Raw genomic sequence first — 13,878 nt, forward strand, 5'->3', positions numbered from 1 at the left:
GCGTATTATAGCAAGTTTAATTTTTCACTCAGAAACTTCGACACTTCGTTAAAATATCGCTTGTTATTATATCCCATTACCCATTGAATGCCTCTTGCTGCATTTGTGATAAACACCTCATCCGCTTCATTTAGAATATCCGGATTCACCTGAGCTTCAATAAGTTCTATGCCGTTCTCTTTCGCCAAACGCATAACTACCTGCCTCATTACACCCCCAATACAGCCTTCATTCAGAGATGGTGTATATAACTTCCTGTCATAGACAACAAACACATTACTGCTCATTGACTCACAAAGGAATCCATGTTGATTTAAGATCATCACTTCATCAAGTGCATTTTGATTTTTAAAAATACCAGCAAGAACGTAAACCAGTGAATTACAGGTTTTAAGATTAGCAAGAATGTTTACCGGCTTGGTCAGTTCATCATAAACGTCAATAATGAGTCCTTTTTTATTGAAAGTATACTGGTTGTCTTCCATTTTCTGGCTCTCCAGCACATAAGCCATTTTATTGGAAACCGGACTGTACAAACCTTCTGTATCACGAAAAACAGTTAGTCTGAATCTTGCATCAGGTCCGGTTTTGTTTCTTCGTGCTAGCTCATCAACCTTCTCACGCAAAAACCAGGAATCTATGTATGAACTATTGTCCAGTTTAAGCACTTTCATTCCCTTTTGAACCCTGTCAATATGAAGATCCGGGAATTTCAAAACCCCGTTCATGTACCGCATGGATTCAAAAAGTCCATCACCATAACGAAAACCACGGTTATTTACTGAAAAGATCTGCTGATCAGATGGGAGAATATTACCATTAAAATTAATGAACTGCTTACCCATTTTTATTCTTTTATATAATTACGCCATTTCTCTATCACAGCTGAGATATCAGCAGGAAGCTCCGTTTCAAAATGGATAAATTTTCTCGTTGAGGGGTGTATAAACCCTAATGATTTAGCATGCAAGGCCTGTCTGGGCAGGATTTCAAAACAGTTCTCTACAAATTGCCTGTACTTATTGAATACAGTACCCTTTAAAATCTTGTCGCCGCCATAGGTACTATCATTGAATAAAGGGTGACCTATATGTTTCATATGTGCCCTGATCTGATGTGTGCGCCCGGTTTCCAGCTGACACTCGATCAATGTTACATAGTTGAACCGTTCCAAAACCTTGTAATGAGTAACCGACCACTTGCCTTTGCTTTCATCATCATAAACAGCCATTACTTTTCGATCCTTAACACTTCGACCGATATAACCTGTAACGGTACCATCCTCAGTTAAATCTCCCCAAACCAGCGCTATATACTTTCTTGCGATCGAATGATCGAAGAACTGCTTCGCCAGAAAAGTAATGGCCCATTCGTTTTTACTGACAAGAAGTAGTCCGGAGGTGTCTTTATCAATTCGATGAACTAAACCGGGTCTGCCATCATTTCCAGGCATTTGAGGCAATTGCTGTGAATGGAATACCAACGCGTTCACCAGAGTGCCTGTATAATTATTAAAACCAGGATGAACGACCATACCAGCCGCTTTATTTACCATGATCACATCATCATCTTCATATATGATATCAATTGGAATATCTTCCGGATAAACCTCTGTATCACGGGGAGGATGAGGCAGAACCATAGAAATTACGTCCAAAGGCTTAACTTTGTAGCTAGCCTTTACCACCCTTTCGTTCACTAAAACGTTTCCGGCATCAATAGCATTCTGGATTCGGTTCCTCGAAGTATTCTCGGTTCGGATGATCAGAAATTTATCCAGCCTTAACAATGACTGGCCCTTGTCCACCACAATTCGCAGGTGCTCGTAAAGATCCTGTTCCTCTAAATCCTGATTCTCATCTGTCATGGTGCAAAATTAAACCTTTGAAAGGATTATTAAGAATAAACCAGCATTGATCTTACTAAGATTTAGATGCGATTGTTTTAATCTTGCATTTTTCATCCTGATTGCCTAAAAGAATTTACCTTTATTGCTGATATTCAATTGATATGCTTTTAACCCGAATGATCAATTAAAGAATTAATTTAATCTGGTCTCATTTAAATGAGACTCTCAAAATAAAATAGAATGAAAAAAATCCTATCTATCCGAATCTTTATCGCCGTTCTGATCTTCTTAATTTCAGGTTCTGCATATTCACAAAGTGATGTATCAGGCTTAATAAAATCTGGTCCGGCAGATGCAACAAAACTGGCACAAGCATATTTGAAACCACTTTTCAAAGGATTTGGGGTAGGTTTAAACTCAGGATGGAACAATTCAGCACACTCAAAGAACCTGCTGCGTTTCGATCTTCGTATTGGATTGACAGGAGCTGTAGTTCCACCGATGGATGAGACTTTCGATGTAACAAAAATCGGATTGTCTAATAATGTAAGGCCAACTAATCCGGCTCAAACCCTCACTCCCACCTTTGCTGGCGGGAATTCTTTAAATACACAGCTAACTGTTTATGATTCAGCTAACCAGCCTATAGAATCATTCACTATGCCAAAAGGAACCGGTCTTGGTTTGATACCTGCCCCACAATTACAAGGCTCCATCGGGCTCCCAAGAGGCATTGAGCTTACATTAAGGGCAATGCCAAAAGTGAATATAGGAAACGACATTGGGTCGATCGGTATGTTTGGAGGGGGAATAAAGGTTGAATTACTTCCTTTAATATCCGGGATGGCCGACAAATTATTTCCGGTTGATATAGCGGTGGCTGCAGGTTATACTCAATTTAGTTTTGAGGTTCCATTGGATGTTCCTGTACCTTCAGGATCAATCCCGGCATCACCTGGTCAGATCCAGGATTTTTCGAATCAAAGGATTGAAGCAACATTTTCAGGAATCAATACAGAGGCAATTATTTCAAAAAGATTTTTGGTTTTCACTCCATTTTTAAGTCTTGGTTACAATACCGCTAAAACAGATGCCGGGTTAAAGGGAAATTATCCTATTGTTACCGGTGTTACTCCATTAGGACAAAAAACATATACAAGCTATGCCAACCCTGTGAATATCAATCAGACTGATATAAATGGATTCAGAACTAATATTGGTTTCCAGCTAAACCTTGCCTTCTTCAGAATATATGGATCCTACAGCATGGCTGAATACAATTCATTTAATGGTGGTATCGGATTTGGCTTAGGGAAATAAGATTTAAGGGATATTTTGAATCTGCCCAGCAATCCAGTCCTCCGATGATCGAACTAGATATTTATAGCCCGGTAGAAGAAATCATTAATCCCCTGTTTATAAAAAAGGGGATACAGGTTTTTGTAAAACGAGATGATATGATCCATCCGTTCATCTCCGGCAATAAATGGCGGAAGCTTAAGTATTTACTAGGGGATGCCGCATATCTAAACAAAGACCATTTGGTAACTTTTGGTGGTGCATACTCCAATCATCTTCTGGCAACTGCCTGTGCAGGAGCGAAATTCGGATTTAAAACTACCGGGTTTGTTCGTGGGGAAGAAGTTAAAAATGAAACCCTGACTTTATGCAGGCTGTTTGGCATGCAACTAATATTTATTGACAGGGAGAGCTACAGGAATAAAAACAGGCTATTTGAACTGCATTTTCAAGATAATTCCAAAGCATATTTTATTGATGAAGGAGGCGCTGGTCCACTTGCTGTTATGGGCTGCTCAGAACTAATCAATGAATTACCGGAGGTATATGATGATATATTTTGTGCAGCCGGAACCGGAACCACTGCATCCGGGATCATAAAGGGATTAATGGACCGATCACTGCCCACAAAAACTCATGTAATTCCGGTATTGAAAGGCGCAGAATTCCTCAGAGCAGAAATTGAAACCTTTTCAGGCGGAAATTCTTTTGAATTTCATTCCGGCTATCATTTTGGAGGTTATGCAAAAACGGATGAAGAACTTTTGAATTTTATCAAAGATTTCTGTGGCACAAGCGGAATATTGATCGAACCCGTTTACACAGGAAAAATGTTCTATTCACTGTTTGATCTGATCACAAAAGATCATTTTAAACCCGGCAGTAAAATTCTGGCAATCCATACAGGTGGGCTCTCCGGAATTTCGGGAATGATCAACCGATTTAATTTCTAAACAATCAATTTCAGGCAGAAATTTACTGGTTCCCACAGAATCCCACAGCCCTGAAACAATACCTGAAAATTATTAAACATTCAAAAAATAGCTTTAAACTGTTTAAAGCTATTTTTTACTGAAGCAGGGCTAAAAAAGGCTAAATTTGGTCATATGAGGGCTTTTTTTTAATTTTGGGTCTAATCAATTGACCATGTATAAACTATCAGTATCACCAGATCAGGTTCAGGAAACACTCAGCAAACATATACTTGCTGATGGTTATGATTTAACTTTCGACATGGAAAAAAGTAATGGGGTTCATATCTATGATTCCAGACATAACCGCACACTATTAGACTTTTTCACCTGCTTTGCCTCTGTTCCTTTGGGCTATAATCATCCCAAGATGGTCAATGATGAAGAGTTTAAAAAAAATCTGATGCTGGCAGCTTTAACTAATCCATCCAATTCAGATATATATACCACTCAATACGCTCAGTTTGTTGAAACCTTCTCTCGTGTTGGAATTCCGGAATACCTTCCTCATGCCTTCTTCATTGCTGGCGGAGGACTTGCGATTGAAAATGCATTAAAGGTTGCCATGGACTGGAAAGTTCAGAAGAACTTTAAAAAGGGATATACAAAGGAACGTGGTTTGAAAGTGCTTCATTTTGAAAAAGCATTTCATGGCCGTACCGGTTACACGCTAAGTTTAACCAATACTGTAGCCGACAAAACGAAATGGTTTGCCAAATTTGAATGGCCAAGGGTAAGCATACCTGCCATTAAATTTCCATTTACTGAAGATGGATATGAAGATCTTATTAAGAGAGAAGCACTTTCATTAGCACAGATCCATCAGGCATTTCTAGATAACAAGGATGATATTTGTGCTATAATCATTGAACCTATACAATCAGAAGGTGGTGATAACCATGTTCGTCAGGAATTTCTGGAGCAATTAAGACTTATAGCTGATGAAAACGATTGTTTTCTGATCTACGATGAAGTTCAAACTGGTGTAGGTTTATCAGGTAAATTTTGGGCACATGAGCATTTTGGCGAGAACGCTCGTCCGGATATTGTAGCTTTTGGAAAAAAGATGCAGGTATGCGGAATACTGGTAGGCAATAAAGTGGATGAGATAGAAACAAATGTGTTCAAAGTACCTTCACGGATCAATTCCACCTGGGGAGGAAACCTGGTAGATATGGTTCGATCTACGCGAATACTTGAAATTATTGAAGAAGACGATCTATTATCTAACGCAGCCATCAGCGGAAGCTATCTGCAGGAAAGGTTAACCGAGATCTCTGGAAAGACCGAAAAGGTTTCAAATGTACGTGGAAAGGGATTAATTACTGCTTTTGACTTCCCTAATAAAGATATGCGCGATCGCTTCATCACTAAAGGGATGGAAGAGCATGTTATGTTTCTGGGTTGCGGTGAAAAGACCATTCGTTTCAGGCCTGCCCTGATCATTGAAGAGAAGCATATTGATACAGGGCTTGAAGTTCTGGAACGGATTATTCCTAATCTGTAATAAACATATTAGCCCAGCCCCGGATTAAAATCCTGGGCGGGGCTAATACAAATTCAACTTAGATCCATAAGATCATCAATACCAAGCAATTTCCTGCAGGTAAAGCCTTCAGCATGAATAGCATTGATTGACTTTCCTAATTCGCGGGAACGTGCTTCTATTACTTTTAAAAAGTGAGGGGAAGAAATATAGGTTTCCTGATCATCACTTGCAGAATTAAAGAACTGGGTTTTAAAGGCATGAATACATTCCATTTTTTTATCCCAGAAATCGCTAACATCTACCACAATATCAGGCTCAATATATCTGTCCTGAATATATTGAAGCATTAAACGGGGCCTGTAAGCTGTTTGGGATTCCCCATCCAGCTCTGTCTTAATTTTGGGAAGTCCTGAAAGGAATAATGCATCATTTACCAGATCACTCGCTCTGCCATGGTCAGGATGACGGTCATGAAGGGCATTACATAAAACGATCTCAGGAGTATATTTACGGATCATCTGAATGATCTTTAGTTGATGTTCCTCATCATTACGAAAAAAGCCATCCCTCATTTCAAGATTTTGGCGAACATGCAGACCTAATATCTTTGTTGATTCAATTGTCTCCTGGTCACGTGTTTCAGCTGTTCCACGTGTCCCTAATTCACCTCTGGTAAGGTCGATTATACCAACCTTTCTACCTGCAGCAATTTGCTTCAGAATTGTTCCGGAACATCCTAATTCTGCATCATCAGGATGCACTGCAAATACCAGTATATCTAACTTCATAAGGGGGTTGAATTCAGTAATTTATTGATCTTCTTATTAATTCTGGATGAACTAGGCTTGGTAAAAGGATAAAAGAAATCAACCAGCTCGCCATCTTTATTAATTAAATATTTATGAAAATTCCATCTCGGACTGGCACCTACGCTACCGTTGAGCTTCTTATCAGAAAGAAATTTGTATAATGGATGCGCATAAGCTCCCCTGACACGGATCTTATCAAATACAGGGAAGCTTACTCCGAAATTAACCTCACAAAAAGTACTAATTGCAGCACCTTCCAGAGGTTCCTGTCCTCCAAAATCATTTGAGGGAAAGGCAAGGATTTCAAAATCATCCCCTTCATGTACCTTATAAAGATTTTCCAGTTCCTTCAGCTGGGGAGTAAACCCGCATTCTGAGGCTATATTGACTATTAACAATACTTTACCCTTATAATCAAGCAAATTCGTTTCTGTACCATTCAATCGCTGAACAGTAAACTGGTAAACTGATTCTTTATTCATAAATAGCTGTAAGAGTAATAGCCTGAGGCTTGTATGATGGCTTCTATGTCCCTATCTTCCTGAGGATCATACGTGTTTTTGAGGTTATTGCCGAAAATTCTTGCAATCGACTGGTAAAAGAATGCTGTTATTCCACCTTTCATATCTTTCAGGAGATCATAACTACTGGTACCTGTCTCCCTGTCGATTAATTTAATCAGAATACCGCCTTGCGTTATAGTTAAATTTTTTATCTCTTTGTTAAACATATCTTTTATTTCACCTTCGAAGGTCTTTATTAATACTCTTTTCTCTTTTCTGCTTTTCGCATAGTTCAACTGTACCTGCAGATCTGCATATTTCCTTCTGGCGTACATGGCATAAGGCAATACTTTCAGAACATTATATCTTAAGCGATTGAATTTGGCTTTTTCTTCGGGCGACTTAAATAAACGGGTATCTGAGATCGTTATTTCAGGTATAACAACCCAGGGGATCAATTCATTATTTATGTTGGTGGTGGAAACGCGTATTGTGTCGGCCATACCCTTTACCGTTGGGTCATTCTTATATTGGCCTAATGCCATTTTTGACATCAAAACCACTAAAAGTATTACCGATAGCCTTAAAAATTTCATAAATTTATAGTCTACAAAAATACAGCTAATTATTATATTTATTAATACCCAAATTTAGATATTGTAACCCTGTGAAAATGTTAACGTTTTTTAGAAATAGCTATTGTGTTAAAGGATGAAAGAACTTGTGATCGATATTGAAGCGGAAAAGAAAGAAATACTTAAGAGATATCGTGCATTATTAAGGGCATGTAAGTCGACTATGCAAAAAGGCGACAAGCGAATGATTCGTCTTGCCTTTGACATGGCCCTGGCAAGCCATCAGAATATGCGCAGAAAATCTGGTGAGCCATATATTTACCACCCAATAGCGGTGGCACAGATCGCTGCAGAAGAAATTGGTTTGGGTACAACATCCATTGTGTGTGCGCTGCTTCATGATGTTGTTGAAGATACTGACATTACACTGGATGATATTGAGCGCGAGTTTGGGAAAAAAGTTGCAAAGATCATTGATGGATTAACAAAAATATCCGGGGTATTTGACTATAACAGCTCATTACAGGCTGAAAACTTCAGAAAAATGCTTCTTACCCTTGCTGATGATGTCAGGGTAATTCTAATCAAACTGGCCGATCGTCTGCATAATATGCGTACGATGGACTTTATGCCCAGAGATAAGCAGCTGAAAATTTCTTCAGAAACAGTTTATCTGTATGCTCCTTTAGCACACCGGCTGGGCCTTTACACCTTAAAATCAGAACTTGAAGACCTTGCCATGAAGTACATGGAACCGGTTACTTATAAGTTCATTGCACAGCAGCTAAATGAGAAAAAAGCAGAGCGGGAAAATTTCATAAGGGATTTTATAACACCGATCAAAGAAATATTAAACGAACAGGGCCTTGATGCCGACCTGTACGGACGACCGAAGTCCATACATTCTATATGGACCAAAATGCGCAAGAAAAATATTCCTTTCGATGAGGTATATGATCTTTTTGCCATTCGTATTATCTTGAACAGTAAACCTGAAAGTGAAAAATCAGATTGCTGGAAAGCATATTCTATAGTTACAGATCTATACCGTCCGAACCCTGATCGCCTCCGCGACTGGATATCTTCACCGAGGGCAAACGGATACGAATCACTGCACACTACTGTAATGGGTCCCAGAGGACAATGGGTGGAAGTTCAGATTCGTACTAACAGAATGAACGAAATTGCTGAGAAAGGCTTTGCTGCACATTGGAAATATAAAGAAGAACCTAATACAGACAGTGGCCTTGACCAGTGGATCCATAAAGTACGCGAGCTGCTGAGCAACCCTGAAGCCAATGCATTAGATTTCCTGGATGACTTCAAGATGAACCTTTTCTCGGATGAGATATTTATTTTCACTCCAAAAGGTGCATTGATTCAGCTGCCTGTTGAAGCTACCGCACTTGACTTTGCTTTCGAGATCCATACCGATATTGGTGCAAGTTGTATTGGAGCCAAGGTCAACCATAAACTGGTTCCATTATCTCATAAACTTCAAAATGGAGATCAGGTAGAGATCATAACTTCAGGGAAGCAAAGCCCAAAAGAAGACTGGCTTAGTTTTGTTGTAACTGCCAAGGCGAAATCCAAGATCAAATCTTCATTAAAAGAGGAAAAAAGAAAGATCGCTGAGCAGGGAAAAGAAATACTGGAACGAAAACTCAAATCTTTAAAAGTCACTTACAATACCGATAACCTTTACAAGCTTTCGTATTATTTCAAACTTTCATCTACCCTTGACCTTTTTTATAATGTTGCTCAGGGAAAGATCGATGTAAAACAACTTAAAGAGTTTGTAGCTTCTGAAAAAGTTGTTGAGAATAAGCCAGAAAAAATTGATAATGGCTATAATGAGCAGCTGATAAAGAAAGTAAAAGGTGACGATAACGACACATTATTAATCGGTGAAGACCTTCAGAAACTGGATTATAAGCTTTCAAGCTGCTGTAACCCAATTCCCGGGGATGATGTATTTGGTTTCGTAACCGTTGGTGATGGCATCAAGATACACCGCACCAATTGCCCAAATGCAGCAAAACTCATGTCAAACTACGGTTACAGGATTGTAAAAGCCCGTTGGAATTCACAAAAAGAACTGGCATTCTTAACCGGATTACATATTACTGGCATTGATGATGTTGGCCTGATTAATAAAATCACAACGGTAATTTCGAGTGATTTCAAAGTTAATATGCGTTCGATCACCGTTGATACTGATAATGGTATTTTCGAGGGGTCTATCATGGTTTATGTGAACAATACGAAGCATCTTGACAACCTCATTAACAAGCTGAAGGAAGTTGTTGGGGTTACTTCGGTAACACGTTTTGATTCAAACCCTGAAGATTTGGTAAAGGCTTCCTGAATTAAATACTGAATATTCTTATTTTTTGGATAAATTTGGGGGTCACTAAAACATACTATGTCCGGAAAAGACACTATTGCACTGGTAATTAAAATTTTTGAGGCTTATCTTGAAAATAAAAGCTTGCGAAAAACCCCGGAACGCTATGCAATCCTGGAAGAAATTTATTCCCGAAACGACCATTTTGATGTGGAATCATTGTATATCCATATGAAAAATAAGAAATATCGGGTAAGTCGTGCCACTGTTTATAACACCCTTGAGCTTTTGGTTTCATGCGACCTGGTTACCAAGCATCAGTTTGGCAAGAACATGGCACAGTTCGAAAAATCTTACGGTTACAAGCAGCACGATCATATTATCTGCATTGATTGCGGAAAAGTAGTAGAATTTTGTGATCCAAGAATTCAACAGATCCAAAGTATGATGGGCGATATTTTGAAATTCGACATAAAACATCATTCTCTCAATTTATATGGCAATTGTGGTCGCCTGAAAGAAGGGCATTGCGATTCATTTGTAAATAAAAATTAATTTTAATATACCCATACCCCGCATTTTAAATCATGACTGTTGACGTATTGTTAGGCCTCCAATGGGGCGACGAAGGAAAAGGAAAAATTGTTGATGTATTAAGTCCTGAATACGACTTAATTGCCCGTTTTCAGGGTGGACCAAATGCTGGTCATACATTGGAGTTTGATAATCAGAAATATGTTCTGAATACAATTCCTTCAGGAATATTCAACGACAAGGCCATGAACCTGATCGGAAATGGGGTGGTTATCGATCCGATCATTTTAAAAAGAGAACTTGATAATCTGAAAAAAAACGGATTTGACCCGGTAGCCAGAAAAAAGATGGTTATTGCCCGCAAGGCACACCTCATCCTGCCTACACATCAATTGCTTGATGCAGCGTCAGAAAGTAATATGGGGGCGGCAAAAATTGGTTCGACCTTAAAAGGTATCGGCCCGACTTATATGGATAAAACAGGCAGGAATGGCTTACGTGTTGGTGATACCATGCTTACAGATTTCCGTGAGCGTTATGACCGGCTGGTAAATAAACACAGATCTATTTTATCACATTACGGTGAGATCCCTGATTATTCTGAAAAAGAAGCAGCATTCTTTGAAGCTGTAGAATTATTAAAATCTATTCCTCAGGTTGATAGCGAGCATTTTGTTAATCAGTATTTAAGAGAAGGAAAGAAAGTTCTGGCTGAAGGCGCTCAGGGCACTATGCTTGATATCGACTTCGGGTCCTACCCTTTCGTTACCTCTTCAAATACCACCACTGCAGGAGCTTGTACAGGTCTAGGTGTTGCCCCTAAAAACATAGGGAGCGTAATCGGAATATTTAAAGCATACTGTACACGTGTAGGCAGCGGTCCCTTTCCAACAGAACTGGAAGATGAGACAGGCGAAGAACTAAGAAAAATTGGCCATGAATTTGGAGCAACTACAGGCAGGCCGCGCCGCTGTGGCTGGATTGACCTTCCTGCATTAAAATATGCGATCATGCTTAACGGAGTGACAGAAATGGTCATGACAAAAGCGGATGTGCTTAGCGGATTTGAAACTATATATGCCTGTACCCATTATAAATACAATGGTGAAGTAATTGATTATATGCCATATGATATCAATGCTGTTAAAGCAGAGCCTATATTCGAAGCAATTCCAGGCTGGGCAGAAGATATCACAGGAATTCGTGAGATCGATGCCATTCCGGAAAAACTAAAGAATTATATCAACTACCTTGAAAAACATCTGGGTGTACCGGTAAAATATCTTTCTGTAGGTCCAGATCGTGTACAAACACTAACACTTTGCTAGTAAAGGCTGCATAAAATTTATTTATGGCAGTAATTATGATTTAATGTATCTATGTTAAAGGTTTTCTATACTGATGATCCGGATACATTAAAATTAAAGGGTTTACATTGGGCGAATTCCTTTACTACCGCCTGCTATTTTGATTCAAATCATTATTCTGATCCCTATTCAGCATTTGATGTATTTATTGCAGCAGGAGTAAAAAAGGATCTGAATCATTCAGAAAAAGGATCTTTTGATCAATTAAATGATCTTTTATCACAGAATCAGGCCTTTATTCCTGGTTATTTCTCGTATGACCTTAAAAATGAGGCAGAGGAGTTATATTCAAACAATCCGGATCATCTTGCATTTCAGGACATACACTTTTTCCTGCCTCAGCATACCATTTTAATCAAGGGAAATGAGGTTCAGATCTATAGCGATTTGCCTGAAGACATCTGGATAACTCTGAATGAATTTGTGGTTCCTATATCTTTAGAACCTGTTAAAAAGCCGCACATTCAAAGCCGGTTCAGCCGGGATGAATATATCAGCACGGTTCAGGAAATTCAGAAACATATACAGCGGGGCGATATTTATGAACTTAACTTTTGCCAGGAATTTTATGCTGAAAACTCCTGCATTAACCCGCTTGATGTCTTCATTCAATTAAACAAACTTTCCCCTACTCCATTCGCTAACTATTTCAAAATAAAGGACCATTACATTATTTCAGCAACGCCAGAACGTTTCCTTAGTCGCAGAGGTAATAAACTGATCAGTCAGCCTATAAAAGGCACATCTTCCAGGAAACCGGATGCAATTCAGGATGAAGAGCAAAAAAATCTGCTCCTTAAGGATGAAAAAGAAAGATCTGAAAATGTGATGATCGTTGATCTGGTAAGAAACGATCTGACAAAAAGCGCAAAGGCAGGGACTGTAAAAGTAGAAGAACTTTTTGGCTTGTATAGCTTTAAACAAGTTCACCAAATGATATCAACAGTGGTTTGTGAAGTAAAGGAAGGCCTCCCAAATACCAGTATAATATTAAATACCTTCCCGATGGGCTCAATGACCGGTGCGCCTAAAATAAGTGCTATGCAGCTTGCTGAGAAATATGAACGCAGTAAACGCGGAGTATATTCCGGGGCCGTTGGGTATTTTGCTCCCAACGGCGATTTCGACTTCAATGTGGTTATACGCACGATCCTCTACAATGCTGATTCAAACTATTTGTCTTTCCATGTCGGCAGTGCAATAACACTGGATTCCGACCCAGAAAAGGAATACGACGAATGTTTATTGAAAGGGATGGCGATCACTGAAGTCTTATCCCTGAATACACAGAATAAACTTATTTAATTCTGGCTCCTGTATAAAACTGACGTGCTTCAGGCAATAATTTTCTGATCGCAGAAATACGGCTCGCATCATTTGGGTGAGAGCTAAGGAATTCAGGAGGAGTACCATTTCCTTCTTTAGCTGTTGACATACGTTCCCAAAATGCTATTGCATTTGTAGGATCATAACCGGCCATAGCCATAAAGATCAAGCCTAAACGATCAGCTTCACTTTCCTGGTTACGTGAATATTTCAATATTGCCAATTGACCGCCAATTCCATACAGCTGACCTATAATTTGCTGCGTACCTTGCGATGCACCACCAACAGCTGCACCTACAAGTCCGCCGCCTGCCTGTGCAAGAGTCATTTGTGAATACCTTTCTGCTGAATGCTGGGCAATAGCATGCGCTATCTCATGACCCATAACTGTGGCAAGTCCTGCTTCATTTTGAGTTACCGGCAAGATTCCCGAATATATAGCTACTTTACCACCCGGCATACACCAGGCGTTAATATCTTTACTCTGAACAAGCGTAAATTGATATTGATAATTGTATTTATCTCCATAACCATTTGCCTGCATGTAGCGGTTAATGGCAGTAGCCAGCTTATTGCCAACAGTTTTAACTCTTTGTGCATCAGCTCCACTGGAAATGACCTTTGTTGAGGGATCAGATAGAAATTGATTGTAGGCCTGTCCTGCTGCCTGTTGTAAGGTAGCATCATCAACCAAACTTAATTGGTTACGTCCTGTAAGTGGTACCTGAGAGCAGGAAAAAAGCAGGGCACTAATAGCAAGTGCGCTGATCATGGATAGTGTTTTCATAATTCTGTTTTAAAATATCAGG

At 39.3% G+C, this 13,878-nt stretch carries 13 protein-coding genes; 7 read left to right on the forward strand and 6 right to left on the reverse strand.

The features are described from left to right. Positions 1-5: 5 nt before the first annotated feature. Both BLR27_RS03880 and BLR27_RS03885 read right to left on the reverse strand, forming a co-directional pair. Positions 6-845, reverse strand: a complete 840-nt coding sequence (locus BLR27_RS03880) for an aminotransferase class IV (RefSeq protein WP_090700365.1) — start codon at positions 843-845, stop codon at positions 6-8. Positions 846-847: 2 nt separating this feature from the next. After that, positions 848-1,867, reverse strand: a complete 1,020-nt coding sequence (locus BLR27_RS03885) for an RluA family pseudouridine synthase (RefSeq protein ID WP_090700369.1) — start codon at positions 1,865-1,867, stop codon at positions 848-850. Positions 1,868-2,089: 222 nt separating this feature from the next. Between BLR27_RS03885 and BLR27_RS03890 the strand changes: the two genes are divergently transcribed. The 3 genes from BLR27_RS03890 to lat all read left to right on the forward strand — a co-directional run bounded on the left by BLR27_RS03890 (position 2,090) and on the right by lat (position 5,626). Then, entirely contained in the window at positions 2,090-3,169 is a 1,080-nt protein-coding gene (locus BLR27_RS03890) for a DUF6588 family protein (protein ID WP_090700373.1), read from the forward strand. Positions 3,170-3,213: 44 nt separating this feature from the next. Beyond that, positions 3,214-4,101, forward strand: a complete 888-nt coding sequence (locus BLR27_RS03895) for a 1-aminocyclopropane-1-carboxylate deaminase/D-cysteine desulfhydrase (protein ID WP_176767602.1) — start codon at positions 3,214-3,216, stop codon at positions 4,099-4,101. A 193-nt stretch (positions 4,102-4,294) separates the two neighbouring features. Next, positions 4,295-5,626: an L-lysine 6-transaminase gene (lat, locus tag BLR27_RS03900; RefSeq protein WP_090700376.1), complete on the forward strand. Its 1,332-nt coding sequence runs from the start codon at positions 4,295-4,297 to the stop codon at positions 5,624-5,626. Positions 5,627-5,679: 53 nt separating this feature from the next. Here lat and bshB1 read toward each other — a convergent pair whose 3' ends face one another. The 3 genes from bshB1 to BLR27_RS03915 are packed head-to-tail and all read right to left on the reverse strand — an operon-like array spanning position 5,680 to position 7,516. Continuing rightward, positions 5,680-6,396: a bacillithiol biosynthesis deacetylase BshB1 gene (bshB1, locus tag BLR27_RS03905; protein ID WP_090700380.1), complete on the reverse strand. Its 717-nt coding sequence runs from the start codon at positions 6,394-6,396 to the stop codon at positions 5,680-5,682. Continuing rightward, positions 6,393-6,899 (reverse strand): glutathione peroxidase, encoded by a 507-nt coding sequence (locus BLR27_RS03910; protein WP_090700384.1) that lies wholly within the window; start codon positions 6,897-6,899, stop codon positions 6,393-6,395. The genes bshB1 and BLR27_RS03910 overlap by 4 nt, the downstream gene beginning before the upstream one ends. Next, complete coding sequence (locus BLR27_RS03915) at positions 6,896-7,516, reverse strand: DUF4294 domain-containing protein (RefSeq protein WP_090700389.1); 621 nt, start codon at positions 7,514-7,516, stop codon at positions 6,896-6,898. Before BLR27_RS03915 ends, BLR27_RS03910 begins: the two co-directional genes overlap by 4 nt. A gap of 115 nt (positions 7,517-7,631) precedes the next feature. Between BLR27_RS03915 and BLR27_RS03920 the strand changes: the two genes are divergently transcribed. From BLR27_RS03920 to BLR27_RS03935, 4 genes are read left to right on the forward strand one after another with little or no spacing between them, the layout of a single operon-like run. Continuing rightward, positions 7,632-9,863: a RelA/SpoT family protein gene (locus BLR27_RS03920; RefSeq protein ID WP_090700393.1), complete on the forward strand. Its 2,232-nt coding sequence runs from the start codon at positions 7,632-7,634 to the stop codon at positions 9,861-9,863. Between the two features lie 57 nt (positions 9,864-9,920). Beyond that, positions 9,921-10,397 carry a Fur family transcriptional regulator gene (locus BLR27_RS03925; protein WP_090700398.1) on the forward strand — a complete coding sequence of 159 codons (477 nt, stop codon included), beginning with the start codon at positions 9,921-9,923 and terminating at the stop codon, positions 10,395-10,397. Positions 10,398-10,429: 32 nt separating this feature from the next. Then, a complete protein-coding gene (locus BLR27_RS03930) occupies positions 10,430-11,704 on the forward strand; it encodes an adenylosuccinate synthase (RefSeq protein WP_090700402.1) in 1,275 nt (424 codons plus the stop codon). A gap of 51 nt (positions 11,705-11,755) precedes the next feature. Beyond that, positions 11,756-13,048, forward strand: a complete 1,293-nt coding sequence (locus tag BLR27_RS03935) for an anthranilate synthase component I family protein (protein ID WP_090700407.1) — start codon at positions 11,756-11,758, stop codon at positions 13,046-13,048. Here the strand turns inward: BLR27_RS03935 and BLR27_RS03940 are convergent. After that, positions 13,041-13,856 (reverse strand): M48 family metallopeptidase, encoded by an 816-nt coding sequence (locus tag BLR27_RS03940; RefSeq protein WP_090700410.1) that lies wholly within the window; start codon positions 13,854-13,856, stop codon positions 13,041-13,043. The two genes, BLR27_RS03935 and BLR27_RS03940, sit on opposite strands and share 8 nt — an antisense overlap. Positions 13,857-13,878 lie beyond the last annotated feature (22 nt).

The organism is Daejeonella rubra, from assembly GCF_900103545.1.
Lineage (GTDB): Bacteria > Bacteroidota > Bacteroidia > Sphingobacteriales > Sphingobacteriaceae > Daejeonella > Daejeonella rubra.

What these genes read in the sequence shown, in the direction of transcription:
- bshB1 (WP_090700380.1), bottom strand. Translation starts at nt 6,396, where the DNA reads ATGAAGTTAGATATACTGGTATTTGCAGTGCATCCTGATGATGCAGAA.
- BLR27_RS03930 (WP_090700402.1), top strand. Translation starts at nt 10,430, where the DNA reads ATGACTGTTGACGTATTGTTAGGCCTCCAATGGGGCGACGAAGGAAAA.
- BLR27_RS03925 (WP_090700398.1), top strand. Translation starts at nt 9,921, where the DNA reads ATGTCCGGAAAAGACACTATTGCACTGGTAATTAAAATTTTTGAGGCT.
- BLR27_RS03880 (WP_090700365.1), bottom strand. Translation starts at nt 845, where the DNA reads ATGGGTAAGCAGTTCATTAATTTTAATGGTAATATTCTCCCATCTGAT.
- BLR27_RS03910 (WP_090700384.1), bottom strand. Translation starts at nt 6,899, where the DNA reads ATGAATAAAGAATCAGTTTACCAGTTTACTGTTCAGCGATTGAATGGT.
- BLR27_RS03895 (WP_176767602.1), top strand. Translation starts at nt 3,214, where the DNA reads ATGATCGAACTAGATATTTATAGCCCGGTAGAAGAAATCATTAATCCC.
- BLR27_RS03885 (WP_090700369.1), bottom strand. Translation starts at nt 1,867, where the DNA reads ATGACAGATGAGAATCAGGATTTAGAGGAACAGGATCTTTACGAGCAC.
- BLR27_RS03935 (WP_090700407.1), top strand. Translation starts at nt 11,756, where the DNA reads ATGTTAAAGGTTTTCTATACTGATGATCCGGATACATTAAAATTAAAG.
- BLR27_RS03940 (WP_090700410.1), bottom strand. Translation starts at nt 13,856, where the DNA reads ATGAAAACACTATCCATGATCAGCGCACTTGCTATTAGTGCCCTGCTT.
- BLR27_RS03915 (WP_090700389.1), bottom strand. Translation starts at nt 7,516, where the DNA reads ATGAAATTTTTAAGGCTATCGGTAATACTTTTAGTGGTTTTGATGTCA.
- BLR27_RS03920 (WP_090700393.1), top strand. Translation starts at nt 7,632, where the DNA reads ATGAAAGAACTTGTGATCGATATTGAAGCGGAAAAGAAAGAAATACTT.
- BLR27_RS03890 (WP_090700373.1), top strand. Translation starts at nt 2,090, where the DNA reads ATGAAAAAAATCCTATCTATCCGAATCTTTATCGCCGTTCTGATCTTC.
- lat (WP_090700376.1), top strand. Translation starts at nt 4,295, where the DNA reads ATGTATAAACTATCAGTATCACCAGATCAGGTTCAGGAAACACTCAGC.